Annotated in this window: 26 protein-coding genes, 1 tRNA gene and 1 pseudogene; 8 read left to right on the top strand and 20 right to left on the bottom strand. The window is 62.3% G+C overall.

Annotated features, from left to right (window positions below; translation table 11 throughout):
* Positions 1-10: 10 nt before the first annotated feature.
* From dapE to rpmH, 11 genes are all read right to left on the bottom strand, one after another.
* The gene (gene dapE / locus AC0QUY_RS05635) at positions 11-1,177 is read right to left on the bottom strand and encodes a succinyl-diaminopimelate desuccinylase (RefSeq protein WP_475386086.1); all 1,167 of its coding nucleotides are present in this window, start codon (positions 1,175-1,177) and stop codon (positions 11-13) included.
* Positions 1,170-1,787 carry a DUF805 domain-containing protein gene (locus tag AC0QUY_RS05630; RefSeq protein WP_475386085.1) on the bottom strand — a complete coding sequence of 206 codons (618 nt, stop codon included), beginning with the start codon at positions 1,785-1,787 and terminating at the stop codon, positions 1,170-1,172. The genes dapE and AC0QUY_RS05630 overlap by 8 nt, the downstream gene beginning before the upstream one ends.
* 86 nt (positions 1,788-1,873) lie before the next feature.
* Positions 1,874-2,719 (bottom strand): 2,3,4,5-tetrahydropyridine-2,6-dicarboxylate N-succinyltransferase, encoded by an 846-nt coding sequence (gene dapD / locus AC0QUY_RS05625; protein ID WP_161851504.1) that lies wholly within the window; start codon positions 2,717-2,719, stop codon positions 1,874-1,876.
* A gap of 987 nt (positions 2,720-3,706) precedes the next feature.
* Positions 3,707-4,399 carry a pyrimidine 5'-nucleotidase gene (locus AC0QUY_RS05620; RefSeq protein ID WP_161851505.1) on the bottom strand — a complete coding sequence of 231 codons (693 nt, stop codon included), beginning with the start codon at positions 4,397-4,399 and terminating at the stop codon, positions 3,707-3,709.
* Between the two features lie 13 nt (positions 4,400-4,412).
* On the bottom strand, positions 4,413-5,399 hold the full coding sequence (locus AC0QUY_RS05615; RefSeq protein WP_161856350.1) for a DUF1036 domain-containing protein: 987 nt from the start codon (positions 5,397-5,399) through the stop codon (positions 4,413-4,415).
* 158 nt (positions 5,400-5,557) lie between these two features.
* Complete coding sequence (gene argB / locus AC0QUY_RS05610) at positions 5,558-6,448, bottom strand: acetylglutamate kinase (protein ID WP_475386084.1); 891 nt, start codon at positions 6,446-6,448, stop codon at positions 5,558-5,560.
* 121 nt (positions 6,449-6,569) lie between these two features.
* On the bottom strand, positions 6,570-6,941 hold the full coding sequence (locus AC0QUY_RS05605; protein ID WP_161851506.1) for a DUF423 domain-containing protein: 372 nt from the start codon (positions 6,939-6,941) through the stop codon (positions 6,570-6,572).
* Positions 6,941-7,591, bottom strand: a complete 651-nt coding sequence (gene yihA / locus AC0QUY_RS05600; protein ID WP_161851507.1) for a ribosome biogenesis GTP-binding protein YihA/YsxC — start codon at positions 7,589-7,591, stop codon at positions 6,941-6,943. The genes AC0QUY_RS05605 and yihA overlap by 1 nt, the downstream gene beginning before the upstream one ends.
* A 132-nt stretch (positions 7,592-7,723) precedes the next feature.
* A complete protein-coding gene (yidC, locus tag AC0QUY_RS05595; RefSeq protein WP_161851508.1) occupies positions 7,724-9,589 on the bottom strand; it encodes a membrane protein insertase YidC in 1,866 nt (621 codons plus the stop codon).
* Positions 9,590-9,607: 18 nt separating this feature from the next.
* Positions 9,608-9,952, bottom strand: a complete 345-nt coding sequence (gene rnpA / locus AC0QUY_RS05590; protein ID WP_057839705.1) for a ribonuclease P protein component — start codon at positions 9,950-9,952, stop codon at positions 9,608-9,610.
* Positions 9,953-9,979: 27 nt separating this feature from the next.
* On the bottom strand, positions 9,980-10,114 hold the full coding sequence (rpmH, locus tag AC0QUY_RS05585; protein ID WP_008542748.1) for a 50S ribosomal protein L34: 135 nt from the start codon (positions 10,112-10,114) through the stop codon (positions 9,980-9,982).
* Between the two features lie 418 nt (positions 10,115-10,532).
* On the opposite strand from rpmH, the gene AC0QUY_RS05580 reads away from it, so the two are divergent.
* From AC0QUY_RS05580 to AC0QUY_RS05570, 3 genes are all read left to right on the top strand, one after another.
* On the top strand, positions 10,533-12,008 hold the full coding sequence (locus AC0QUY_RS05580; protein WP_202639238.1) for an ATP-binding protein: 1,476 nt from the start codon (positions 10,533-10,535) through the stop codon (positions 12,006-12,008).
* A gap of 278 nt (positions 12,009-12,286) precedes the next feature.
* Positions 12,287-12,363 (top strand) — tRNA-Arg (locus tag AC0QUY_RS05575).
* Positions 12,364-12,464: 101 nt separating this feature from the next.
* Entirely contained in the window at positions 12,465-12,644 is a 180-nt protein-coding gene (locus AC0QUY_RS05570; protein WP_475384377.1) for a hypothetical protein, read from the top strand.
* 195 nt (positions 12,645-12,839) lie between these two features.
* Here AC0QUY_RS05570 and AC0QUY_RS05565 read toward each other — a convergent pair whose 3' ends face one another.
* Both AC0QUY_RS05565 and AC0QUY_RS05560 read right to left on the bottom strand, forming a co-directional pair.
* Positions 12,840-13,034 carry a hypothetical protein gene (locus tag AC0QUY_RS05565; RefSeq protein ID WP_161851549.1) on the bottom strand — a complete coding sequence of 65 codons (195 nt, stop codon included), beginning with the start codon at positions 13,032-13,034 and terminating at the stop codon, positions 12,840-12,842.
* A 679-nt stretch (positions 13,035-13,713) separates the two neighbouring features.
* Positions 13,714-13,953: pseudogene (locus tag AC0QUY_RS05560) on the bottom strand (hypothetical protein); the annotation flags it as partial.
* 492 nt (positions 13,954-14,445) lie between these two features.
* Here AC0QUY_RS05560 and AC0QUY_RS05555 point away from each other — a divergent pair.
* Positions 14,446-14,811 (top strand): phasin family protein, encoded by a 366-nt coding sequence (locus tag AC0QUY_RS05555; RefSeq protein WP_161851550.1) that lies wholly within the window; start codon positions 14,446-14,448, stop codon positions 14,809-14,811.
* 576 nt (positions 14,812-15,387) lie between these two features.
* Here the strand turns inward: AC0QUY_RS05555 and AC0QUY_RS05550 are convergent.
* Positions 15,388-16,068 (bottom strand): Crp/Fnr family transcriptional regulator, encoded by a 681-nt coding sequence (locus AC0QUY_RS05550; RefSeq protein ID WP_161851551.1) that lies wholly within the window; start codon positions 16,066-16,068, stop codon positions 15,388-15,390.
* A gap of 393 nt (positions 16,069-16,461) precedes the next feature.
* Between AC0QUY_RS05550 and AC0QUY_RS05545 the strand changes: the two genes are divergently transcribed.
* Together AC0QUY_RS05545 and AC0QUY_RS05540 are read left to right on the top strand one after the other, a co-directional pair.
* Positions 16,462-16,701 carry a hypothetical protein gene (locus AC0QUY_RS05545; protein ID WP_161851552.1) on the top strand — a complete coding sequence of 80 codons (240 nt, stop codon included), beginning with the start codon at positions 16,462-16,464 and terminating at the stop codon, positions 16,699-16,701.
* Between the two features lie 15 nt (positions 16,702-16,716).
* Positions 16,717-17,025: a hypothetical protein gene (locus AC0QUY_RS05540; RefSeq protein ID WP_161851553.1), complete on the top strand. Its 309-nt coding sequence runs from the start codon at positions 16,717-16,719 to the stop codon at positions 17,023-17,025.
* A gap of 1,029 nt (positions 17,026-18,054) precedes the next feature.
* Here the strand turns inward: AC0QUY_RS05540 and AC0QUY_RS05535 are convergent.
* Positions 18,055-18,279 carry a CPBP family intramembrane glutamic endopeptidase gene (locus tag AC0QUY_RS05535; protein ID WP_161851554.1) on the bottom strand — a complete coding sequence of 75 codons (225 nt, stop codon included), beginning with the start codon at positions 18,277-18,279 and terminating at the stop codon, positions 18,055-18,057.
* Positions 18,280-18,532: 253 nt separating this feature from the next.
* On the opposite strand from AC0QUY_RS05535, the gene fabA reads away from it, so the two are divergent.
* A complete protein-coding gene (gene fabA / locus AC0QUY_RS05530; RefSeq protein ID WP_161851555.1) occupies positions 18,533-19,063 on the top strand; it encodes a bifunctional 3-hydroxydecanoyl-ACP dehydratase/trans-2-decenoyl-ACP isomerase in 531 nt (176 codons plus the stop codon).
* A 12-nt stretch (positions 19,064-19,075) separates the two neighbouring features.
* On the opposite strand, the gene AC0QUY_RS05525 is transcribed toward fabA, so the two are convergent.
* The 4 genes from AC0QUY_RS05525 to AC0QUY_RS05510 form a co-directional block, all read right to left on the bottom strand.
* Positions 19,076-19,993: a hypothetical protein gene (locus AC0QUY_RS05525; protein WP_161851556.1), complete on the bottom strand. Its 918-nt coding sequence runs from the start codon at positions 19,991-19,993 to the stop codon at positions 19,076-19,078.
* Positions 19,994-20,005: 12 nt separating this feature from the next.
* Positions 20,006-21,331, bottom strand: a complete 1,326-nt coding sequence (locus tag AC0QUY_RS05520; RefSeq protein ID WP_475386083.1) for an HlyD family type I secretion periplasmic adaptor subunit — start codon at positions 21,329-21,331, stop codon at positions 20,006-20,008.
* Positions 21,328-23,061: a type I secretion system permease/ATPase gene (locus AC0QUY_RS05515; RefSeq protein ID WP_475386082.1), complete on the bottom strand. Its 1,734-nt coding sequence runs from the start codon at positions 23,059-23,061 to the stop codon at positions 21,328-21,330. The genes AC0QUY_RS05520 and AC0QUY_RS05515 overlap by 4 nt, the downstream gene beginning before the upstream one ends.
* 129 nt (positions 23,062-23,190) lie before the next feature.
* Positions 23,191-23,481: a hypothetical protein gene (locus tag AC0QUY_RS05510; protein WP_161851559.1), complete on the bottom strand. Its 291-nt coding sequence runs from the start codon at positions 23,479-23,481 to the stop codon at positions 23,191-23,193.
* 236 nt (positions 23,482-23,717) lie between these two features.
* Between AC0QUY_RS05510 and AC0QUY_RS05505 the strand changes: the two genes are divergently transcribed.
* Entirely contained in the window at positions 23,718-24,977 is a 1,260-nt protein-coding gene (locus tag AC0QUY_RS05505) for an NAD(P)/FAD-dependent oxidoreductase (protein ID WP_475386081.1), read from the top strand.
* On the opposite strand, the gene AC0QUY_RS05500 is transcribed toward AC0QUY_RS05505, so the two are convergent.
* On the bottom strand, positions 24,968-25,807 hold the full coding sequence (locus AC0QUY_RS05500; protein WP_475386080.1) for a hypothetical protein: 840 nt from the start codon (positions 25,805-25,807) through the stop codon (positions 24,968-24,970). The two genes, AC0QUY_RS05505 and AC0QUY_RS05500, sit on opposite strands and share 10 nt — an antisense overlap.
* Positions 25,808-26,141: the final 334 nt, after the last annotated feature.

The following is a 26,141-nucleotide window of genomic DNA, read 5'->3' as shown; positions in this document are numbered from 1 at the left end:
ACGGCACAAGTCAGGCAAAATATCGGTCCAGCACGCCGCGATAGATTTTCGTCAGCTTCTCCAGATCCGACACTGGCGTGCGCTCGTCGACCTGGTGCATGGTCTGGCCGACCAGGCCGAATTCGATCACCGGGCAGTAGCTCGAGATGAAGCGCGCGTCCGAGGTGCCGCCGGACGTCGAGAGCTCCGGCTTGCGTCCGGTGACTTCCTCGATCGCGCTCACAGCCAGATCGGTGAACGCGCCGGGTTTGGTCACGAACACGTTGGAGTTGGAATATTCCCACACGATGCGGGCGCGGATGCGGTTGCCGCAGGCTTTCGCCAGCCGCTCCTCCACCAGGGCGCGCAGCGTCTCCTGGGTGTGGTTGTCGTTGTAGCGGATGTTGAATTTGGCGCGGGCCTGGCCGGGGATGACGTTGCTCGCGGTATTGCCGACATCGACCGAGGTGAATTCGAGATTGGACGCCTGAAACTGCGCGCTGCCATGGTCGAGCGGCTCGTCGGAAAGCGCCACGATCAGCCGCGAAATATCCGGCACCGGGTTCGACGCGCGGTGCGGATAGGCGACATGGCCCTGCACGCCGTCGACATGGAGCGTGCCGGATTGTGAGCCGCGGCGGCCGATCTTGATGCAATCGCCGAGCACTTCCACATTGGAGGGCTCGCCGAGCACGCAATGGTCGAATTTCTCGCCGCGTTCGGCGCACCACTTCAAAAGCTTGATGGTGCCGTTGACCGAAATGTCCTCTTCGTCGCCGGTGATCAGAAACGAGATCGAGCCCCGGCCATCTTTTTGCGGCTTGCCGCCATTGTCCTTCAGATATTGCAGCACGGCAGCGACGCTGCAGGCGATGCCGCCCTTCATGTCGACCGCGCCGCGGCCATACAGGAAGCCGTCCTTCACTTCGCCCGAGAATGCGCCGAGCGTCCACGCCGTCTCGTCGCCGGGGGGCACCACGTCGGTATGTCCGGCAAAGGTGATATGCGGCGCCTCGGTGCCGATCCGGGCGTAGAGGTTGTCGATGTCGGCGGTGCCAGGCTCGCCGAAGGTGACGCGATGCACCTCGAAGCCGGCTTCTTTCAACAGGCGCTCAAGGACGCCGAGCGCGCCGGCATCGGCAGGGGTGACAGACGGGCAGCGGACCAGGTCGCGGGTAATGGAAACGGCGTCATTCATAGCCCGGCTTAACACGCCAAACCGGCGGCGGGCCAGCCTTGTGCGGCACCATCTCGATCTCGCTCTGCTGGTCCCAGGGTGGACGGGTATCGAGTGGCGGTTTCGGCGCCAGCGGGTCAGGCCCGAACCGGTTGGTCTTTCGCGAGCCCTTCAGGCAATACATTTCGATGAAGCCCCACAGGCAGAGAACGGCTGCGGCAATGGCGAGCGGCAGGTCGGCGTAGGAATCGGGGAGCCGATCTGCAAACTGATTGTGGAGGCCGGGCACCGCGAAGAACGGCACCATCCACCAGCCGCTCTTGTCACGGTCGTGCAGCCGCTTGATGGAGGTCGCGAAAAAGACCCACATGAGCAGCGACGTGCCGAACAGCTTGATCAAGAGCCGGGGGAGGTCGGCCAATGTTAGGGATCGATACGCGTCGGGGTCCACCAGCTTGAAGAGGTCCGTGGCCCCGAAATGGAAGGATGCGGGGCCGCCGAACAGGCTGTGAATCGCAACGATCACCAGCCCCACAGACATCATCAAGCCCAACTCGACCACCCCCGCGAGCCACAGCTTGGCGCGGTTGATGCGGCCGTCAAAGCGGAACAGGTACCAGGTCCAGTCCATGCGCAGAGCTCCGGGGACGAAAACCCGTGGTCCGGTACGTTAGTCGCGCTGGAAAGTACCCGGTTCGAAAAGTCCCCGGTTCGATCTCAGTCCCGCAGCAGCTCGTTGATGCTGGTCTTGGCGCGGGTGCGCTCGTCGACGCGCTTGACGATCACCGCGCAGGCGGTGGACGGGCCGGGCTGGCCGTTCTTCATGAGCTTGCCGGGCAGCGCGCCGGGAACCACTACCGCATATTCCGGCACCTCGCCGATGAAGATTTCGCCGGTCTCGCGGTCGACGATCTTGGTGGAGGCGCCGAGGAACACGCCCATCGACAGCACCGCGCCCTTGCGCACGATCACGCCCTCGGCGACTTCCGAGCGCGCACCGATGAAGCAGTCGTCCTCGACAATCACGGGCTCGGCCTGCAGCGGCTCCAGCACGCCGCCGATGCCGACGCCGCCGGAAATATGCACGCGCTTGCCGATCTGCGCGCAGCTTCCGACCGTCGACCAGGTGTCGATCATGGTCGCTTCATCGACGTAGGCGCCGAGATTGACGAAGGACGGCATCAAGACCACGTTGCGGGCGATGAAGGCAGAGCGGCGCACGATCGCGCCGGGCACAGCGCGGAATCCTGCATCGCGAAAACGATTCTCGCCCCAGCCCTCGAACTTCGATGGCACCTTGTCCCACCACGACGCCTTGCCGGGACCGCCGGGAATCTGGCCCATATCGTTGAGGCGGAACGACAGCAGCACCGCTTTCTTCAGCCACTGATTGACTTTCCACTTGCCGCTGGCCTCGCGCTCGGCGACCCGCGCCTCACCCTTGTCGAGCAGTTCGAGCGCGTGATCCACGGCCTCGCGAACCTCGCCTTTGGTCGACGTCGAAATGCCGTCGCGGGCATCGAAGGCGGAGTTGACGGTGGATTCGAGTGCGGACAGGGACATCGGGATTTCCTCGAGATTTCGGGCGAAGTTGACGCGCTTTTTCGGGATTTGGGGAGGGAGAGTCAAGAACACACTCGTCATGGCCGGGCATAGCCGTCCAAAGGACGGCGTCATTTTCGCTCGCCTATGCCCGGCCATCCACGACTTTCCTGCTCGCGGCGCGGAGATCGCAAATGATCGTCGCAATCCGGTTTTTACCTCCTCCTGGAGCGTCATCCGGCGCGGTCGAGGGCGAACGAGGCATCCACGCAACTCCACAGAAAACGTCCAAAGCCTGAAAAAGGTAAGCTGTCGTGTCAGTCCTTTGATCTGGATTAGCCGCATGCCCGGGCCTATCCTAAGCCCGTGGTCTCTCTCAACAGCTAACGGAGGAGAACATGCGCACCCTCAAAACGGCATTCGTAGGCGGATTCGCCGGAGCCTTGATGGCCAGCAACGTCGCGACGCTCCAAGCGGCTCCTTTACCGACTAATGTGGCAAGCATGAAATCAATGGTTACCGACGGCCTGATCCAGGTCCGCTGGCGTGGCGGCGGCTGGGGACACAGAGGTTTCGGAGGCTGGGGCTATCGAGGTGGGGGTTGGGGAGCGGCCGCGATTGCTGGTGCTATAATCGGTGGCGCGATCGCGAGCAGCGCATATGGCTATGGGGGCGGTCCGTATAGCGCATATGGCTATTATGGGGGCGGCCCGTATTACGGCGGCTATGACCCCGGCTACAGCTACTACCCGGCCTACGTCGACTATCGTTGGCAAGCAATCCAAGAACCCGGGGCCGCTAGCTTCTACCGACCTTACGGATACGGCGGGCAGCCTTGGGGCTATTGGTAGGCGGGAAATTCTGACGGCGTCGCCGCATTCGAGTTGACTGAGCCCGGATAGAGCGAAGCGCAATCCGGGATGGTTCACCGGTGGCGAGACCGTTCCCGGACTAGGCGGAGCCTGTCATCGGTCGCGCGCTCGCGCGACCCGTTGGCTCCATCCGGAGCTACGCGGCGCTCAACCTCGCCAAAAACCCTGTCAAATCATCCGTCACGTGATCCACGTAAGCCGCATCGCGACCTTCCAGCTCCCAATCCTCGCGCACCACTTCCTTGGCGCCGTCGGGCACCACCAGCACCGTGGTCATGCCGAGCTGGTGCGGCACCACGAGGTTGCGGGCAAGATCCTCGAACATCGCCGACCTCAGCGGATCCACGCCGTGGACGCGCAGGAACCTGTCATAGGTCTGCGGCGCCGGCTTCGGTTCCAGTTCGGCGGCGATGATGTCGAACACCGCTTCGAAATGTTCTGTTATGCCGAGCCGTGCCAGCACTGCGCCGGCGTGGTCGGTCGAGCCATTGGTCAGGATCAGCTTGCGCCCGGGAAGTTTTGCGATCGCAGCCCCCATCGCGGGGTTCGGCTCCAGCGGCGAGTGATCGATCTTGTGGACGTAGGCCAGATAATCATCGGCGCGCACGCCGTGCTCGGTCATCATGCCGCGCATGCTGGTGCCGTAGCGGCGGTAATAATCCTTCTGGATCACGCGGGCTTCTTCCGCGGAGATTTTCAAGTATGCGCCGATGAACTCGCCGATCCGGGCGTCGACCTGCTGCCACAGATTGACGTGGTGTGGGTAGAGCGTGTTGTCGAGATCGAACACCCAGGTGTCGATATGCGTGAAGGGACGGGGAGTTGTCATGAATTCTCAACCATCAGGGCATCGCAAATCGCAGCGTCTTGCCGCCGCTTGACATATCGACCGGCGCAAAGCCGATTCCCGCAAGTCCACGCGTGCCGCAATCGCCCTGTTCCGATATCTCGAACTTGCTCTCGCGCGTGCAGAGCTCTTTCGAGCCGCCCCAGTTCAATGGCCTGTCGCGGTACTTGATGGCGCGGTTCTCGCCGTCGACGGCTTCGGCAAAACTATAGACCTGTTTCGGCTGGCCGGTCACATCGGGATGCAGGCATTTGCCGGGATCGATGCGGTACCAGCCGCGGCTGGTCACGGCCTTGCCGTCATCGGTGGCGACCGCGGCCATGATCTTGTGCGGCGTGTCGTTGCACCAGGTCAGCCCCGTCGAGGACGGCTTTTGCACGGCGTCGATCATGGTGGTGAAGAAAGTTTGCGACTGCACGGTCTCGGCAGCAAGCCCGCGGCTCTTCAGGAACGCCGCGAGCGCGGCCTGCGTCTTCGGCCCATCGACTCCGTCGATCGGGGCGGCGTCATAGCCGGCGATCACCAGCAGCCGCTGGATGCCGGCCAGCCGCGCCTGCTCGTCGTCATATTCTGAGTCCTCAGCGAGATAGGCGACGAGGTTGCCGTCATCGGTCCGCGTCGGCGTGATCTGGGTGAAGGGCGCGGGCGTCTGGTTGCCGCGGCACTGGCGGGCGGCGGCGATGACGAAATTGTCGGGGGCGACGCACAGCGTGTCGCTGCCGTTCTGCGGGATCGGCGAGGCGCCGTAGACGCCGAGCGCGCGTGCATTCAGCAGGATGCGGTCGGCGGTCAGCGCGCCCTGCAGCACCACACGGCAGGCGGCTGGATCGATCCGGAACCAGCCGCGCGTCGCGGTCGCCGATTTCTCGTCGATGCCGATCGCGGCCTCGACCACATAGCTCATGCGATTGCAGAGCTTCAAATCGGCAAAGGCGGGCAGCGAGGAAACGAACAGCGAGATCGCCGCCGCCGGCAGCGACATCAGGAAGCACGTCAAGGCCGAGCGTAGCTGCCGCAGCGCTCTCAACGCGTCATGCCCGGATTTATTCCGGGTATCCACGTCTTTGTTGCCGCGGCCGACAAAGACGTGGATGGCCGGATCAAGTCCGGCCATGACGACTTTCTTTGGCCGCTCGTGCATCACTTGTGGATCAGCGTGCCGGTGCCTTGATTCGTGAACAACTCCAGCAGCACCGCGTGCTGCATCTTGCCGTCGATGATGACGACGCCCTGCACGCCCTGTTCGAGCGCATAGATGCAAGTCTCGACCTTCGGAATCATGCCGCCGGAAATCGTGCCGTCGGCGATCAGCTTTCGCGCGTCCTTCGCCGACAGTTCCGGTATCAGTTTCTTCGACTTGTCGAGCACGCCGGGAACGTCGGTCAACAGCAACAGCCGCTTGGCCTTGAGCGCGCCGGCCACCGCACCGGCAAAGGTGTCGGCATTGACGTTGAGCGTGTGGCCGTCATGTGAGGTCGCGAGCGGCGCCAGCACCGGGATCAGCTCATAGCCGATCAACTGGTTCAACAGCGTGAGATCGACCTTGTCGGGGTCGCCGACGAAGCCGAGATCGATCGCCTTTTCAATGTTCGAATCCGGATCGACCATGGTCCGCGACGTCTTCGACGCCTTCACCATGTTGCCATCCTTGCCGGAGAGGCCGACGGCCTTGCCGCCGGCCTCGTTGATGTAGCCGACGAGCTGCTTGTTGACGGAGCCGGCCAGCACCATCTCGACGATCTCGATCGTCGCCGCATCGGTGATGCGAAGCCCGGCGGCGAATTCCGACTGGATGCCGAGCCGCTTCAGCATGGTCGCGATCTGCGGCCCGCCGCCATGTACGACCACCGGATTGATCGCGGTCTGCTCCAAGAGCACGATATCGCGCGCAAAGGCTTTTGCGGTTTCCTCGGCGCCCATGGCATGGCCGCCATATTTGATGACGATGGTTTCCTCGTCGTATTGCTGCATATGTGGCAGCGCTTCCGACAGGATGCGGGCCTGATCGAGCGGGCTGATATTCTGCGTCATAAAGCGGGTCTCGCCATTGCCGATGTCGGGCCGGGTTCTATCTGATTGCCGGGCAGGGCGCAAAGTAGGGGATTTGCGGAGGCGCATGCCCCGAACGCAGCGCGTGGCCCGGCTGGAATGCTCAACCCCGCTTCGGCCAGGCGGCCGAAACCGCCAGTGCCAGCCAGCTCGCGATCAGCAGCGTCCCGCCGGTCGGCGCAGCCATTGGAAACAGCCCGCGCCCGGCATAGTGCCGCAGCGTCAGGTCGCCGGCGAACAGGCCGGCCGCGAGCACAAAGCCGCAAGCCGCGGTGATACCGATTCTCGCGTGCGCAATGCCGCGCTCCGCCAGTGCGACGGTACCCAATACCGCGCACGCATGAAACAGCAGCACCGACGAGGCCGCCGCCAGCCGCGAGGCGTCAGCGCCGTGGGCGGAAGCCGCCGCCAGCAGGACGCCGTCGGCGCCCATGATTCCGGCGAGAACGATCAGGATGCGGTGTGCGCGGTTCATCAGGCGCGCTCGTGCAACAGGCGCACCATCGCGGCGCGCAATTCCGGCATGCCGGCGCCCGAGCGCGAGGATGTCACCAGAACTTCCGGAAACGCGGCAGGATGCTTGGCGAGCGCGGCCGTGGTCTCGCTGATGGATTTTTCCAGTTCGGCCCGCTTCACCTGGTCCGCTTTGGTCAGCACCACCTGATAGCTGACGGCGGATTTATCCAGCGTCTTCAGCACGTCCTGGTCGACATCCTTGATGCCGTGGCGCGCATCGATCAGCACGTAGACCCGCGCTAGCGTGGCGCGCCCCAGCAGGAATTGATGGATCAGCTTGGTCCAGGAGGCGACCTGGGTCTTCGGCGCCGAGGCGTAGCCATAGCCGGGCATGTCGACCAGCCGCAGTGCCGCGCTGTCGGGGCCGTCGAAGAAGATCAGCTCCTGGGTGCGGCCCGGCGTGTGCGAGGTGCGCGCCAGCGCGTTGCGGCCGGTCAGCGCGTTGATGAGGCTGGATTTGCCGACATTGGAGCGGCCGGCGAACGCCACTTCCATGCCCGCCATTGGCGGCAGCGTCTCGATCGAGGGCGAGGCCCAGACGAACTTCCAGTCGCCGGCGAAGAGCTTTCGCCCCTCCTCGATCAGCTCCGCATCAGTCTCGGCGGTCATGCGAAGGTTCTCGGTTCACGCCGTCATTGCGAGGAGCGTAGCGACGAAGCAATCCATCTATCCCCGCGTCGAGGCATGGATTGCTTCGCTTCGCTCGCAATGACGGAGTGCATTGCGAGCACGCGGGATTTGTCACGTCTTCTCGACGGCCTTCTTGGCGAACGTCGCCTTCATGTTATCGAACAGCTCCACCTTCACGCCGTTCTTGCGCATGATGTAGCTCTGCTGGATCACCGAGAGCAGGTTGTTCCAGGCCCAGTAGATCACGAGACCCGCCGGGAAGCCCGCCAGCATGAAGGTGAAGATCAGCGGCATCCAGTCGAAGATCATCTTCTGGGTCGGATCCGGCGGCGTCGGATTGAGCTTCATCTGGATCCACATCGTGATGCCCATGATGATCGGCCAGACGCCGAGCATCAGATAGGCGCCGACATGCGGACCGAACACCGCGAGCGGATCGAACGGCAGTAATCCGAACAGGTTGAAGATCGTGGTCGGGTCGGGCGCCGAGAGGTCCTTGATCCAGCCATAGAACGGCGCGTGGCGCATTTCGATGGTGACGAACAGCACCTTATAGAGCGAGAAGAACACCGGGATCTGCAGCGCGATGGGAAGGCAGCCCGCGATCGGGTTGATCTTCTCCTTGCGGTAGATCTCCATCATCTCCTGCTGCTGCTTCTGCCGGTCGTCGGGATAGCGCTCCTTCAGCGCTTGCAGCTGCGGCTGCACCGACTTCATCTTCGCCATCGACTCGTAGGATTTGTTGGCGAGCGGGAAGAACAACAGCTTGATCAGCAAGGTCACCAGCAGAATGGAGACGCCGAAATTGCCAAACACGTGGAAGAAATAGTCGAGCACCAGGAACATCGGCTTGGTGATGAAGTAGAACCAGCCCCAGTCGATCAATAGGTCGAAATGGTTGAGCCCGAGCTGCTTGTTGTAGCCGCCGTGGCCGGCCAGCGGGAAGTTGATACCGACGACGCCGGCTTCCTTGGCCCCCGCAAACAGCCGTGCATTGGCGCTGCCGGTGCCACCGATCGCAATGGTCTGCGGATCCTGCAGGTAATCCGTCTGATAGCGAACCTTGGGACCCGGCTCTTCGGCGAGGAAGCGTGCCTTGAGGCGCGCCGACGTGTCGGGCAACAGCGCGGCCGCCCAATATTTGTCGGTGATGCCGAGCCAGCCGTTCGTCACGTTGAACTCGAAGCCCCGCCCGCCATTGCCCAGAACGGGCGCTTCCGCGACCGCCTTGTAGCCGTGTTCCTGCAGGCCCTTTTCGCCGAGATAGCCGATCAGGCCTTCATGCAGGATGTAGTAGCCCGAGACCTCAGGCGTGCCGTGGCGGGAGATAAGCGCGTACGGATAGAGCGTGACCGGCGCATTGCCGACGTTGGTGACGTCGTCCTTGATGGTGAAGAGATAGCGGTCGTCGATCGAAATGGTGCGGCGGAAGGTGAGGCCTTCGCCATTGTCCCATTTCAGCGTCACGGGCTTGTCCGGCGTCAGGCTGCCGGAGCCTTCCTGCTGCCATTCCGTCTCGCGGCCCGGAAGCCGCGCGGTCGAGCCCGAGGCCGCGACCCAGCCGAACTCGGCATAATAGGGATGCGCCGTGCCCGAAGGCGAGAACAGCACGATCGCGGGCGATTTCGGATCGACGGTGTCGCGGAACTTCTCCAGCGACAGGTCGTCGATGCGCCCGCCCTTCAATGCGATGCTGCCGGACAGCCGCGGCGTTTCGATCTTGATGCGCGGCGATGCGGCAATCGCGGCGCTGCGGCTGACGACAGGCTGGCTGGCGGGCGTGCTGACCGACGGCGTCGCGCCCGGCTGCGGCGTAGAGCCGGGGGTCGCCTGGGGCGACGACTTGGCGAGTTCGGCCTGGGTCTGGCTCTGCGCGCGCTGCCGCTCCATCTGCGGCGCGTTGTAAAAGTATTGCCACGCGATCAGCACGAGGCCGGACAGAATGACGGCGAGGATGGTGTTGCGATTATCGGTCATCGGTTTGGGTCTCGCCATTCAATTCGGATGTTTCGGCGCCTGCCGGTCAAGCCGGTTCAGCGCCGAACGGAGATCGTCGAGCATGGTTGCGAAGTCGCGGGTGAGCGCGGCCCGGCGGCCGACCAGCACATAATCATGGTGAGGTCGCATGGAAATGACGTCCAGCCGCTTCACCAGTTCGCGAAGCCTGCGCCGGATGCGATTGCGCTCGGTGGCGGTACCGTTCTTCTTGGTAACGGTGAAGCCGATCCGGATCGGGCCATCATCGGCGCGGGCCCGGCCCTGCACCACGAAGGCAGCGCTGTTGGCCCGCGTGCCATTGGCAACGGCGAGAAAGTCCGCCCGCTGCCTCAGCCGATCCATGAATGATATCTCCGGAAAGGATCCGGCTCAGGCGCTCAGACGCTTGCGGCCGCGCGCACGGCGAGCGGCGAGGACCTTGCGGCCGCCGGCGGTGGCGAGACGGGCGCGGAAGCCGTGACGGCGCTTGCGCACCAGTTTGCTGGGTTGATAAGTCCGCTTCACGGGTAGTTCTCCGCTGACCGGGCAATTTGCCTGTTGGATTGAGATCAAGTCCGATGATGCGGGCCGGCCCAAACGGGCCATTTACGGCCCCAAATGAGCCGCCCCCGGGGATGCCGGGCCATCGCGGACAGTTGGCGCGGCTTATAAGGGAGCGACCTGTTTTCGTCAATGTCAGGGGTTGCCGTAGCGCCCGTTCTTTGAAACGTCGCAATTGGGGCGAATATATCTGTTTTCGCGGGGTTTTTAGGGGCGAGACGGCGGCGTGCGCGGACGATGGGAACCGCGGGACATTAGCGATCGGTAATTTGACGGGCCGCTGGCTCAAACGCATCCTCGGAATCACGCGGTAACCGACCTATATGGGCCACAGGTTGGCCTGTCCGGCGGGCTCAAAGCAGAGATATCAAGGCGGATATTCGTGTCAGCGACCGACGACCAGCCGACTCTTCAAGCGCCGCGGCCCCAGGTCCCGCGTCGGCTCGGCTTGTCGGGCAAGCTTCTGCTGCTGACCATCCCCCTTGTGATGATCGCGGGCCTGATGATCTATGTGCCGGCGATCGCGAATTTCTGGACCAACAGGCTGAACGACCGGCTCGCCGCGGCCAATACCGCTGCCCTGGTGCTTGATGCGGCACCCCTGGGCATGGTTCCGGATTCGCTGGCGCGGCAGATCCTGACCAGCGTCGGCGCGCGGGCGGTCGCTATCAAGATGGGGCAGCAGCGCCGGCTGCTGGCCAGCGCCGACCCGCCGGCGACGATCGATCATGACGTCGACCTGAGAACTTTGACGGTGTGGTCGGCGATCGTCGAATCCCTTGAGACCATGCTGGAGCGTGGCAACCAGTCGATCCGCGTGGTGGGTCCGGCACCTGGCGGCGCGCAGTTCATCGAGGTCGTAATCGACGAAGCGCCGCTGCGGCAGGCGATGTACCGCTTCTCCCGCAATCTGATCCTGGTCTCGCTGCTGATTGCCACGCTGTCCGCGGGGCTGGTTTACCTCGCGCTGCATTATCTGTTCGTGCGGCCGATGCGGCGGCTGACCGCCAATCTCGTCGGCTTCCACGAAAACCCGGAAAGCGCAGCGCGCATCATCGTGCCGAGCCAGCGCGGCGACGAGATCGGCATTGCCGAGCGCGAATTGTCCGATATGCAGCGCGACCTCGTCTCGATGCTTTCGCAGAAGAGCCGGCTCGCCGCGCTGGGTCTCGCCGTGTCGAAGATCAACCACGATCTGCGCAATCTGCTGGCGTCCTCGCAATTGCTATCCGATCAATTGGCCAGCGTGCCGGATCCGCGGGTGCAGCGCTTTGCGCCAAAACTGATGCGCTCGCTGGAGCGCGCCATCGACTTCTGCCAGTCCACTCTATCTTATGGCCGCGCCCAGGAAGCCGAGCCCGACCGCCGCATGATCCAGGTCGAGCCCGTGGTCACCGAGGTGCGCGAATCCGCCGGCCTGGCCGCCGACGCCTCGATCACCTGGATCAGCGCGATCGAGCGCGGCCTCTCGATCGATGCCGATCCCGACCAGCTGTTCCGCGTGCTGCTCAACCTGGTGCGCAATGCCGCTCAGGCGCTGGAAAGCGCCAAAGGGGATGCCGCGACCCTGCAGATCCGCATCACCGGCCGCCGCGAAGGCTCGGTCGCCATCATCGAAGTGTCCGACACCGGCCCCGGCGTGCCGGCGAAGGCGCGTGAGCACCTGTTCGAGGCGTTCCAGACCTCCGGCCGCCCCGGCGGCAGCGGGCTCGGCCTTGCGATCGCCGCCGAGCTGGTCCGCGCCCATGGCGGCGACATCCATCTGGTCGAAGGCACCATCGGCGCCACCTTCCGCGTCTCGATCCCCGATCGCCCGGTGGAACTGCAGAGCGTCCGCAACGAGCGGGCGCGGGCGTAAGCATTTGGTTTTCCACGTCATTCCAAGGCGATGCGGTAGCCTCGAACCCGGAAGCCGGAGGTTTCGTCGCGAGATTCCCCCGCTGCGCGGGGCACATCTGAGGTTCGCGCCATCGCACGCCCAGGGATGACGGAAATACTGCCCCGAATTGGCCCTCCGATCGCATCCCCCCACCTTGCAAAGCGAGGCCGGAGCGGGTAGCTAAAGCGCTCTTTCGCGATCCTCCGACTTATCGGATGCATCGGGGCCTTTCAGGCTCAAATGCCACAGCGAAAAACGCGCCCGTAGCTCAGCTGGATAGAGCACCAGACTACGAATCTGGGGGTCAGGAGTTCGAATCTCTTCGGGCGCGCCACTCAAGATCCAGAAATCATTCATAAAATTTCGTTCGGGCGAGCCGCCTGCTGTGGGGAGGGCGACCTTCGGGTCGACCGACCTTTAAAGGCGGAGGCTCCAATGAATATCCCGTTGGACGAGTGGTCCGGATCAAAGGCCACTAACGAGTTGCGTGAAAGCTTCGAGCGCGGCCAGCGATCCAACACTCGGCTCACGCGGGCAATGCTGATCCTTGCGGCCATCGCCGCCGTAGCGGGTGCGATTGCAGCGGTGCCGGTCATCCAGGCGTGGATCAAATAATCGCGTCAGTCCCGGCGATTCCCATCACCGCAACGCGTCGGAGATTCTCTTCAATCACCCGGCTGACGTTCGGCTCTTCACCCGCATTGCATTTGCAGGGCATTACCGGCCCCGCAGTCGCAGCCAAGCTCACTGTCCCATGGCTTGTCAGGATGGTTCTCGCAAACCCACCCGATGCCGTGACAGATTTCACAATTAGGATTTGTCACCGCGCAACGACATAGCAACGTTTGGCTGCGCCTTGATTTCTGATTGACGGAGCCGTTCGATCTGCTTTCGGAAGCTCACCGGTAACTCGCGATCTTCTTTGAACGACGCTCGTAGTCGTTCACCAATCTTTTTGACGATCGCGAGACTATGGGTGGAGTCGATGTCAACAGGCTTTCGCATAACATCTCTCCCGGGGAGACGACACCAATGTCGGGTAGCTAACTAAGGCACTTATTAGGATTTCGTTCCGCGTTTTCTGAATATTTGTTCAGATTGCTTATGGAGCGCATGCTGAGGCTGGAAGCCTTTGGCGCGATAGAATTCTTTGGATAGGGTGTCTCGCCGCAGCCGTAGGCATGATCGAGGAACGTGAAAGCCATCAGATCGTTGAGCATTTTGCCAGTCGATTAGAGCCGCGAGTCAACGCGGGCAGCTGGTGCTAGGATCTCTCGACCATGTGCTTGCGTCGGCGGCTCGCTGCTATCGTGCTCCTTAGCATTACGCCCTTAGCGGAGGCTATTGCGGCCAGCTTGGAATGGCGAAGGTACGCAATTCCCTCCACCGGACTGAGCGTAGATGTTCCAATATCGATTTTCGAGGAGGACAAGGGCGCAACAGAGGACACACTTGGCCGCCATCTTTTTACGAAGGATTACCGGGCCAACCTCACGATCAAGTCGTTTCCTAATCCCGATAACGTTTCCCCTGCCGTTTTTCTGGAAAAGATGCGGCCGCCAACCGATATACAATACAGAAGAGTGACTCCTAACTTTTTCGCCGTGTCCAGTGTTCGGGATGGCCACACGTGGTACAATCGATGTAACCGCGCGAAAGGCTTCATGAATTGCGTCCTGATCAATTATCCAGCGGCGGAGGAACGCCAATGGGATGCTATCGTCACGCGGATTAGCTTGTCCTTGGCCAAATAGAGAGCAGACCCGAGGTTTAGCGCCGGGGTCGCCAGCCATTGGGCCACTCGCGCCCCCGGCCGGGCCGTTTTTTTGTTTGCTGTGAATCCTATTCGAGACAGGCCCTTAAACGAGCTAGCCCTCAAGAGACCTTCCGAGGTGATGTAGCAATACTCGACGTCGGCGACGAAGGTTGGCTCAACCCATGTGGCCTTGGCTTCTTGATGGGTTTGGTGAGCTTGGACTTTGGGCTGACGACCGTATCGAGCTGCTTCGTGTTTTTATTTGGCGGTGGCCAATATCATACAGACAGCTCGACTGACCTGCACTTAAGTGGCCCCATTGCCGATCTTGAAACACTTCCGATCAGACCAGTGCCCCAGCGCTGGGCTTTTCGTGGAGTGGCCTGTTTTGTTCCTGCGAGTGGCCGATTTCGGCCAGTAGAGGCTGCTAACCGAGGGGGCATTACGTCGGCGCTTGCACATGATGGTGACCCGCTTTGAGATGCGGCCGTCAACTCCGATGAGATAGCCGCAATCGGCGCGGCAATCAGAACACTAGGTTCCAATTACATCATACGAACACACAAGCACCGCTCAACGAACAGCGGGAACTGCCTTTTCGGTGCAACCATTGGCGACGCGCAACATTGACTCACTGCTAAACAACCAAGGATTTTCATAATGTCTAATGCCAATCAGAATAACGCAAATCGGAATTTATCGCAGCTGCAGGATGATAGTAGAGAACAGATCAATGCCGCTGCTGCGTCGATGACTTCCTTTCCGGGCGGCTTTCACGCGATTGCCACAGCTTACAGCGACTACACCAAGAAATCGTTTGAAGACACCAGGGCGTTTGTCGAGAAGCTCTCAGGCGCGAAGTCGGTCGACAAGGCGATTGAAATTCAAACCGAATTCGCAAAGTCGGCTTTCGAGACGTTCATGGCCGAGTCGCAGAAGATTGGCGCATTGTATCGCGATCTTGCTACGCAGTCCTACAAACCATTCAGTGATTTGCTCGCCAAGATGACCCCGACAAATCGATAAGTCTTACTCGCTGGCGATGTCAGCGCAAAAAATGGCCCCGCTCATCGCGGGGCTTTTTTACCGCAGCCGATGAGCCACGGACAAAGCTCGGCGGGTTATGTCCCGCCGTTTTTCGCAATTCGATGTGCCGTCCGCAGTAACGGGGGGTGCCACAGAACTCTACAGGGACCTTTGCACAGTCCAAACGTTACCGTGCCACGGGGAGCGCCGCCTGAACAGGTATTTCCAAGGCTTGCAGAATGACAACAACAAAAGCGGAATTGAACAGGTACTTTCAGATGATTGATCGGCGAGTGCCGATTAGCGTCTCTCAGTTCATTCGATGGCTGCGTATGCCATCCTCATTTGCAGTTCGTCTAGTCATTGCAATACTTTCTCATTCTCGGAGGCATCTTTAGCTTTTTGCCCGTCCTGGGCTTATGGATGTTGCCTCTTGGCTTATTGCTAATCGCGCAAGATGTTCCCTTATTGCAAAAGCCTTTAGTGGCCGCGTTTGCGGGGGTCGAGAGGAAGTGCGAGTGGCTAAGAGTAAGATGGAGAGACGGATGAGGCTTGCGCGCGTCCCGGATATCCTCATTACGGCTCGTGCTTGATCTCGGGCTTGTCGTACAAGACCGCAGTCAGCAATGAGCTGTTGACCTCGATTTTTCCGTTGTAACTAATGAAGCCAAGCTTGCGGAATCTGTTCATGAAGAAGCTGACGCGGGACCGCGTCGTCCCAATCATTTCGGCCAATGTTTCCTGACTGATATTTGGAGTGATCGGTTGAGGGCTGCCCTCCTTGCCGAAATTCGCCAGCAGGAGCAGCAGGCGCGCCAACCGCTTTTCACTGGAGTTGAAGAGCTGGTCGATCAGATCCTCTTCAATCCGGCTGTTGCGGGTCAGCAGATAGGCCATGAATAGCTCGGAAAATTTCGGCTGATCGTGAAGCGCCTGGAGCATGGCCGTCTTCGTTATCGCGGTGACCAGGCACTCCTCCATCGCTGTCGCCGTCGCGATACGCAGCGAATGGCCGTTCATGCAGCCTTCGCCAAAGAACTGGCCGGGCCCCAAAATGCCGACCACAGCTTCCTTACCTTGCTCGGATATGACAACCACCTTGACCTGGCCTTTTTGAATATAGAAGACCGCGCTCGCCACGTCGCCTTGCGCGAACACAATCTCATCCTTGCGAAATTCAAGGATGGTCTTCCCTTCGCCCACTTGGGCGAGAAACTCCTTGGGATCAAATATTGCTTGGTTGGCTTTGTTTGGCATGTCGCGCTTCGTCCCGGCGGTGGGACGCCTATCTTACCATTCAGGCCCGCCGACGTTCGAAGTAAAAGTGCCGCAGGATGGGGGCTTTTCGCAGCAGGATGAGCCGGGGAGCCCCACAATCTCGCGCCTACATAAATGGCATGTGAGATCGAAGCGGCCGAAGAAGCATTCGGTTGCGGATAACTGATGAGAGCCCATGCCAGATCCATGAATTGCAAGCCCGTTCGGCAATTGACACCTTGAAAAATGGGTTGCGAATTGTCTCCTGGGTCCGGGTGCGCTTTCGGCTTTTGGGGTCAAGATTGAAAGGCCGCGCCTCTCGCAAGTGGAACCCGAATTGCTCTTGTTCTGTTAGGTAGAGGCCGAGCGGCCCCAACCAGCCGAGCCAACCCCATGCCAAAGATCCGCGTTTCAATGCCGGAATTACAGCGTCGAGCGTTGTTAGAAGTAAGGAATCAGCCCGGTTGTCACGACGTCCGGGAAGTAGCAATCAATCGTGTTGCAAAGCACGCTGAAAATAACTGGTCGCTCTGTGTGCTTCGAGCGGGCGCGGCAGATGCCAATACCGCCGCGCGCGCGGCGGTTCACGTCCAAACTGTTTTACGCCGGGACTATGATCTGCTGACGGATTGACCTGGAGGTCCAAAAATGGAAGGCGGAGATCAAATGGACCACCGCTTCTCCTTCTCGATATTCACGATTGAGATCAACGACAGGCCAACGCTTGCGTTGCAGGCTAAGAGGCACAAGGACGCGGAACGTCTTTGCGAATACGGTCAGTTGCGCACAACGTTGAGTACAATCACGTCTCATGGCACACCGTTGTGCGATGCCAGCGCCACGATGAAGGTCAGGTTGGCCACCGCGGAAGAAGCAGCTCTTTATCGGCAAGCAACGCAATCGACCGAGCCATCAAGTGACACTAACGTTGTGTACCTTGTGGATCTCGATGAATAGGCCGTGAGCATCCGTATTGCTGCGCATTGCGGACTCTACTCGGACATCGAGCTAGGTCCGAAAAGTGCCAAGAGCGGCACGCAGCCAACCGACGCGATAAAACGTGAGTGGCCTGTTTTGGATTAGTGGCGCATAATATGGCATGTCAGAATCACATCATCGATCCTGTCAGTGTGGAGCGGTTTACAGCCGCACCGAGTCTATGGCCCCCGGCCGGCAGATTAGCAGCTTTGAATGCTCCGTGTGCAGCGTGACCATGGAAAGCTGGAACACGACATGGGTGCCCACCTATCGTTTGATCGCCGGTCCCGTTAGGGACGTAGAACAGAGCCCTTAAGCCTCAATTTGGCGGCCCTCTCTGATGCGAAAGCCCGGCGATTGTGCCGGGCGATCGCAAATATGCGCTCTAGGAAGGAAAGTAGGATTTTTGAACTAATGCAAGATACCTGTCTATCCGGGGCAATACGGCGGCCTTTACGTTGGCGCTTGCAGTTGTCCGCGAAGCCATGCGTTCGTTCGGGGGGACTTCATCGGATCGATTAGTTCGACCACGGTCTGATGGACGTGATCGCACGCAGGGCATTCGAACGTCCGGATGTCGAAGCCCAAGGGGCCGGGGGTAATCCGCGCCAACATGGTTCTTGTTTGGCACGCGGGGCAAAGTGGTCGCACGATGATCATGATGCTTCGCCTTGGCTAGGGCGAGAGCGCTACAGAACTCTCAGTCACCGGTAGATACCGAGGGGGCGGTGATGCGACCAGCATGGGCCCCGTCGCGATCCCGCCGCTGGTCAATATTGCTCACTTTCGAAAAGTTAACACGGCTTTAATGTCGCAGTTTTAGAAGGCTAGTGCGAGCCAAGCGATCAAGGGATAAGACAGGCAAGTTGCGCATTGAAAAGAGTATGAGCCAGCCAAGTAGGAGAGAGGGACTCGTACCGGAGGCGTAGCGCGAACAATACAACGCCCAACAGGACCATCGCTGCGCCCCAGATGAAGCCGAGTGGATAATAAGATTGGCGGCGCAAATCAGGCTGCCCAATAGCAAATGGTGAAGTCCTTCCAGCCATGCCGACGAAGCCAAGCCACCAATAACCCGCGATAGAGAATTTCCTCGCTCACCGGCGTTGTAACCACGAACAGAAAAATGACTATCGCGACTGAATGCGCATCATTGAGATCGATGCGAACTTGCTGACTGTGGCCACCAGTTACGTGAGTTAGCCAATGTGTCACGATGGGAACGCCGAACATGACGAGACCATGAAGCCCGCGATGCTCGCTGTGAGGGCCGGCCAGGTCAACCTACGAAATAGGAAAACGTCCCGTCGCATTTCGCTGTGCATCGACCAGAGCCACGCCAACCCCACGGCGATCCAACTGCCGACCGCGTAGGACAACAGCCCATAGAGCCTCATGCTCGCTGGCGTTGGTAGTTCCACGGAGAACCCGTCTCGCGGTAAAATCGCCTGACGTTCAGCCCGCCGACACCCGAGGAATATTGCCTTTGCCCGATCCGCGCGATTTTCACACGCCGCAATCGTCCTACACCAGGGCAGAACTGCTACGATCGAGCGAAGGCGGCTATTTTGGTCCGGGCAATGCCCAGTTGCCGGCGCCCCCGATGCTGATGATCGACCGCATCACGGAGATCAGCCTGGCCGGCGGCGAGTTCGGCAAGGGCCATGTCATCGCTGAACTGGATATCGCGCCGAAACTCTGGTTCTTCGATTGTCACTTTCGCGGCGACCCCGTGATGCCGGGATGTCTCGGACTGGATGCGATGTGGCAGATCATCGGCTATTGGCTTGGCTGGTCGGGCTCGCCGGGCAGGGGCCGCGCCGTCGGCGTCGGCGAGGTGAAATTCCGGGGAGACATAAAACCGGACGTCAAGCGCGTGCGATACGAGGTTCACATGCGCCACGTGAGGCGCGGCAAGCTCGCTGTTGGAATCGCGAACGGCAGTGTGTTTGCAGACGGCGCCTGCGTCTATCTCGCCAAGGACATGAGGGTCGGCCTGATCGAAACCGCGGTCTGAGGGGCGGCTTCCTCAGAAATGATGGACCCCCAGCGCCGAGAATGCGCCGTCATGCGGCTCATGGCCGTCCATCGTCGGCTGGCCGAGAAAGCCAAGTTGCAGCGGGATCGGGTGCAGGAATGAGGTCGGTATCGCGCCTGCGGTGTCGAGCATCGGAATGTCGTGCTGCGCGGTGTCGGAAAAATCCGTGGCGCTGGACGTCAGGCCGGAAAGGTTTGTCGCCAGCGGCTCGAGCAGGCCGCTGGCGGGCGCGTCGTGGATCAAGCCGGTAACCGTGCCGGTCAGGCCGTCGAGAAGATGGTTCACGGTGCCTGTCAGGCCCGTCGTCAGTTGCCCGACGGTGGTGCCCAGGCCCGCGATGGTGCTCGACACCGTTGCAAGCGCCGTATCGACGATGCCGGTGACGGTGTCTGCAAGATTGTGAACAGTTGCGCCAAGATCGAACGAAGGTGACGCGATGCCGGCGCCGGATGCGCTACCCGCGCCCGCCGCTGGCGCGTGATCCGGCGATGCGCTGAAGCTCGGTGACGCGGGCGATGCAAAGGCGTCCGTGACAAGCACTTCGCCTGATGACGCGGCGGCGGGCGTCGCGTTTGCGTCCTGCGGCAGAGCCGTTGCCGTGGCATCGGTATGGATCGCAAGCGAGAGGTCGGCGGTCGGAGTTTCAATCGCGCCGGCATGCTGGTCGTCGTGATGCGGGTCGGGATCGGTCGGCGCCAGCGACGCCGGGATAATCTCTGCTGGATGCGCCGGCGCAGCGGCCGGCTGTGCCGCGCGCGCCCCCTCGTGCTCCAGGCGGTGCAGCACGGTGTCGGCGTCGTTGAGCAGGCCGAGCAGCATGGTGGCGAACGCAACCGATTCGGTTGCCGAGATATGACGGCTGCGCTCGGCCTCGTCGGAGCGGCGCGCGTTCTTCTCGGATTCGGCCATGGCCACTCCTCCTCAGCGCTCGCGGAACGCGCGGGTGATTTCGTCGCGCAGCGGTCCGAGCAGATATTCGAACAGGGTGCGCGGCCGCGTCGGCACGATCACTTCGGCCGGCATGCCGGCCTGCAGATCGATGCGTGATTTCTTGACGTCGTTCGGATCGAGCGCGACCTCGACGGCGTAATAGCCCTGTCCGGACTTGTCGTCGGTCAGGCGGTCGGCGGACACGGTGTGCACGGTGCCGTAGAGCCGGGGCCGCTCGATATAGTTGATGCCGGTGAGCTGCACCTCGGCGCGGTGGCCGACGGCGACGTCGTTGATGTCCGAGAGCTTCAGCCTGGCCGCCGCGATCAGCGGGTTGTCGGTCGGCACGATGTCCATCAGCCGTGCGCCAGGCTGGATCACGCCGCCCTCGGTGAAGACGTCGAGGCCGACCACCGAGCCGGTCGCAGGCGCGGTAATCCGCGTTCGGGCCATCACGTCGGTGGCGGCGTCGATCTTGGGTGCCAGTTCGGCGAGCTTGTTCTCCGCCGCGCGCAACTGGTCGGTGATCTCGCTCATGCGCGCGCGCTCCACCCTGGCAAGTTCAAGGTCGTTCTGCGCGATCTGCTGCTGCATACCGGCGATGCTGGCCTGCTGCGCGCCGATATCGGCCTGCAGTTTGGCGTCTTCGCGCTGCAAGGCGAGGATGCGGGTCTTCGGCGTATAGCCCTGCGCGAACAGATGCTGCGCGCCGTTCATTTCGTCCGTCAGCAGTTCGCGCTGCTTCTCGGTACCGGCAAGCTGCGCCTGCGTGCCGGTGATCTGCGCCTCCAGCTCCTTGATCTTGCCGCGCAACACCGCCGTCTCGGCTGCGAACTGATGCTTGCGCGCCGCCATCATTGCCGTCTCGTTGGCCATGGCCTGGCGCACGGCGGACAGCTCGCTGCGCGCGCGCAAGTTTTCGTCGAAATCAGGTGCGTCGCTCTTGTCGCGTTCGGCCATCAGCCGCGCGCGCGTGGCCAGCGCCGCGTCGCGGTCGGCGATCAGCACGTCGAGCTTGGCGCGCGGATCGCTGTCGTCGAGCCGGATCAGCAGCTGGCCTTTTTCGACGCGCGCGCCGTCGCGCACGGTAAGCTGGCGCACGACGCCGCCATAAGGATGCTGCACGCTCTGCCGCCGGCCTTCGACCTGGAGATTGCCGCTGGCGATCGCCGCACCCGAGATCGGCGCCAGCGTTCCCCACATCGTCATCGCGGCCGCGAATGCCGCGACCACGCCGGCACCCAACAGCGCCGGCCGCGCCGGCCGGGCGTAACGCGCGCGGTCGCGCAGCGGGGTGAGGCCGTCAATCGCGGTCATGACGCGCGCCCCGCGGCGGCCTGCTGCAAGGCGTGATAGACCTCGCCAGGCGGGCCGAGCATATCGAGCATGCCGCCCCGCAGCACCATCATGACGTCGACGATGTCGAGGATGGTGGTGCGGTGGGTGATCACGATGATGGTGGCGCCCTCGCTCTTGGCCTGCAGCAGCGCCACCTTCAGCGCCTCTTCGCCGGGCGCGTCGAGATTGGCGTTGGGTTCGTCGAGCACGAGCAGCGGCGGCCGGCCGAGCAGCGCCCGCGCCAACGCCAGGCGCTGGCGCTGTCCGCCGGACAGGCCGACGCCGCCGGGGCCCAGCCGCGTGTCGTATTGCTTGGGCAGGTCGAGCACCATCTCGTGGATGCCGGCGCGCTTGGCGGCGTCGATGATCTCTTCCGTCGAGGCGTTGCCGAAACGAGCGATGTTTTCGCGCACGGTGCCAGCGAACAGGCCGACATCCTGCGGCAGATAGCCGACATGGCGGCCGAACTCGAGCGGGTCCCAATGGCTGTAGTCGAGTCCGCCGAAGCGCAGCCGTCCATCGGCCGGCGCAATGGCGCCGACCAGGAGCCGGGCCAGCGTGCTCTTGCCGGAGCCGCTCGGGCCGACGATGCCGAGCGCCTGGCCGCCGCCAAGCTCGAATGTCAGGTCCCTGATGACGGGTTCCTTGCGCGCCGGCAGCAGGCAGCGCAATTCGCGCACCTCGATCGTATTCCGTGCTCGCGGCACGATGGTGTGCGGCGGCGTCAGGTCGATGTCGCCGAGCAGCTCGCGCACTTCCGCATAGGCCTCGCGCGCGCCGATGAATTGCTTCCAGGTGCCGACCGCCTGCTCCACCGGGACCAGTGCCCGGCCCATCACGATGCTGGCGGCGAAGATGGTCGCTGGCGTGATGGCGTGGTCGATCGCGAGCCACGCGCCGGTACCGAGCATCAGCGATTGCAACAGCAGGCGGAAGAAGCGGATCGAGGAGGTCATCACCGCGTTCTTGTCGCTGGCCTGCGCCTGCTGCAGCAGCATCGAGGACCGCTGGCTCTGCCAGTTGCGCTCCACCGCCGGCTGCATGCCCATCGCGCGGATCACATCGGCATGGCGCAGGATGTTTTCGGTGAACACGTAGGACTGGTTGCCGGCGGCCTCCGCCTGCTTCATCGGCTCGCGGGTCATGACTTCGTTGAGGCCGGCGAGCCCGAGCAGCAGGATGGCGCCGATGGTCGCGACGACGCCGAGCAAAGGATGGATGAAGAACAGCAGCATCAGATAGATCGGGATCCACGGCAGGTCGAACGCGAAATAGATGCCGGGGCCGGTCACGAAGGTCCGGAACTGATCGAGATTGCGCAATTGCTGCGCGCCGCGCGATGCGCCGCGCTGCGCCGAGCGCACCACCAGAGCCTCGAACACGCGCGCCGACAGCTCCATGTCGAGGCGGATGCCGCAGCGGATCAGGATCCAGGAGCGTACCGCATCCAGCGCCGCCATGGTGAGCAGCGCGATGGCGAGGATCAGCGTGAGGAGGACGAGCGTAGAGACATTCTCGTTCAGCAATACCCGGTTATAGACCTGCATCAAATAGAGCGGCGAACTCAGATAGAGCAGGTTGATGCCGCTGGAGAACAGCCCGGCCCAGAGGAAGTGCGGCCACAGCGCGACCAGCGCCTGGCGAACGTCATCGATCCGGCGCCGCGGGGCGATGGATTCGTCGAGGGCGGTCAGCGTGCCCGTAGGCATTCGGCGATCACCTTAAGCGAGTTGATACAATGCTGCGATCGGCCTGTGCAGGCGCAGGCCGTAAAGACGTGACGTGGGGATGCACTCCCCACGCCGCGCGATTTTGCAAATGTCTGGACTCAATCGGAGTTAGGCGAGGCCGTGGAGCAAACCGCCGACATCGAGATGACCGACATCGGCGCTGGCACCGATCAGGGTCGGTGCGGAAACCGATGCGTCGATACCGTCAAGCCCGGCAGAGAGATCGATGCTCGGGTTCGTCTCGATGACGGCGCCGAGATCGAGCGTGTGCGAGAGGTCAGCCGTGCCGCCGGCGCTTGCGGAAGCGCTACCGCTGGCGCTTGCGCTGCCAAGGACGCCGGTGGCGGTTCCGAGCAGGCCATCGACGGTACCAAGCAGGTTTCCGAGTAGTGCAGCCATGTAGTCAAACTCCTATAAGGTTGGCTGGAATGCGACGAACGTCGCGCTGCACAAAGCTCCGAGAGTCAGAAAAGGTTGCGGACTCACATGCGGCCATTTGGTGATCATTTGTTGGGAGCGGAACTGGCAGGATTACGAACACGCGCGTCACAGGCCGGCCATGCGCTGTGCCATTGGCGTTCGCATCGAAGCGGGGCATTGGCGCGCGGGCGATGATGTGAAATGTTCCCGGAACTATGTCTGGAAAGTCGATGTCGGAACAAAATGCGGATGTCGTGGTGCTCGGCGCGGGCATCGTCGGTGTATCAACAGCCTATGCCGCGCGGCAGCGCGGAATGTCGGTCGTCCTGATTGACCGGCGCGAGCCGGGCAGCGAAACCTCCTATGGCAATGCCGGCATCATCAGCAGCGGCTCGGTATCGCCGCTCAACAATCCATCGCTGTGGAAGTCGCTGCCGAAATATCTGGGCAACCGCCATGCGGCGTTGCGCTGGAATCCGCTCTGGGCGGTTCGAAACGCAGGATGGGTTGCGCGCTTTCTGGCGAATTCGGCGGCCTCTCGGTTTGAGCCGCGCGCGACAGCGCTGCATGGATTGATCGGTGCATCGGCCAAGCTGCACCGGGAATGGATCGTGAAGGCGGGAGCGGGTCATCGCCTTCGCGAGACCGGCTGGCTCCGCGCGTGGCGCAGCGATGCGGTCGCGTCGGCGAAGCAGGAGCAGGCGCTGCTGGCCGACTATGGCATCGCCAGCGAGTTGCTCGACCGCCAGGCCATCTCCGCGCTCGAGCCTGACATCGTGCCCGTCTACAAAGTTGGTTTGCTGCACACGGAGACCGCCTCGGTCGATTCGCCGGGCGCGGTTGTCAAGGCCTATGCGCGGATGTTCGAAGGCGCCGGCGGCGACGTCAGGCAGGCGGAGATCAAGACGATCGTACCGGACGGCGATCGCTGGCGCGTGGCGCTGGCTGGTGGCGCGATTTCGGCGCGGCATGTGGTGGTCGCGCTGGGACCCTGGTCGGCGGATCTGTTGCGGCCGCTCGGCTATCGCGTGCCGCTGGCCTATGAGCGCGGCTATCATCGCGAGTTCAAGCCGAACCCCGCGCGTTCGTTGCGCCGTCCGATCTACGACATCGACGGCGGTTTCATCATGACCCCGATGGAGCAGGGCATCCGCGTCACCTCGGGTGTCGAACTGACCGACCGCGACGCGCCGTCCTCATTCGCCCAGCTCGATCAGGTCGTTCCGCTCGCGCGCGGCGTGGCCGAATTCGGCGACGCCGTCGGCGACCCATGGCGTGGCTCGCGGCCGACGCTGCCCGACAGCCTGCCAGTGATCGGCCCCGCGCCGCGACACGCCGGGCTGTGGCTTGCTTTCGGCAACCAGCATATCGGCTTCACGACCGGCCCCGCGACCGGCGCCGCCATTGCCGCCATGATCGGCGGTGTGCCAGCGTCGTACGATGTGACGCCGTTCGCGCCGGGCCGTTACATTTGATAACGCCGCTGGCGCAGCGTCGCTGCCCCGGCAGCGACCAGCATGAAGAAGCCGAGAATTCCGCTCACCCCGGCGGAGACGAAGAACGGCTTCGCGTCTGCGCCGGGGCTGAGATCGAGCACGATCGGCGGCGATGCGATCGCGATGTTGTTCTTGCGGTAGTGCTCTCTGACGGCCCCCGGAAGGCCATCACGCACCAGAACGCCCGGTTGCGTCGTCATCTGGAAGGCCGGCGTCCTCGGCGAAAGCATCAACATGCTGCCGCCGCCGGGCGGCATATAGGTCGTAATGTTGGTCTTCATGAAATAGACGAGAGGCTGGCCCGGACGCCAGGTCGGCGGAGTCAATGGAATGTAGCGGTCGAGCGTCGTCGTGCTGCCGGATTTGGTCCCGAACTCGACGATGTATTCGGTTCGCGCGATGCCGGTGATCGTCACCTGTGTTGATCGCGGCGTGTCGCCCTTCGACAGATCGAGGCTCTCGACGTCGACCGTTTGCATCGACTTCGCGTAACCGTACCAGCCGGCACCGGCCGCGACCGCCAGGGCCACGACGCCCAGCACGGCGAAAATCGCGGATGATCCAGCGCCCGAGCCGGCAGTGCGCAGTTGATCCTGCATGCCGGAAACGCTGACAAGCACGGCGGCTGGACTGAGCAGGACCAGGAGCGGAACGATCAGGGTGAGCCTCACCTGGTAGGAGCCGTAGTTCTCCAATTGCCACTCGGCGGCCAGCCGATAGAGCCCGGCGTAAGCGTACCACTCGTAGAAAATATAGGCGCAGGCTGCCGCGATGTAGAGCCAAATAACCCATTTCAGAACGGACTTCATCATTTCTCCAATGCGAGCACCGGCTGCAAATGCGCGGGCCGCGACGCTCGGTCGGGATTGCGTCAATCCTGCGGTGCGGACTGAGACATATTTTGGACGTCACGGAATAAGACGGATGACTCGCGCTTTTTTCTCCTTGGGCGAGCCCGCAAAAATGATCGGTCGCACCTGCCCGGCAGCATAAAGCGGCCGAGCAGCATCGCGAGCGCCGCAAGCAAGGCATCAGTTGGACTCGTTCGCTGCCGACGGGCCCTGACGTGCAGCCCAGCGGCCGTGCGGAGCCATCTTGGCGCAGATCGCTCGAAAAATGAGCGGTGGCCTTTCGAAAAGTCAC

It is taken from the genome of Bradyrhizobium sp. WYCCWR15520 (assembly GCF_056174665.1).
This window is presented reverse-complemented; position numbering and strand designations above follow the sequence as displayed.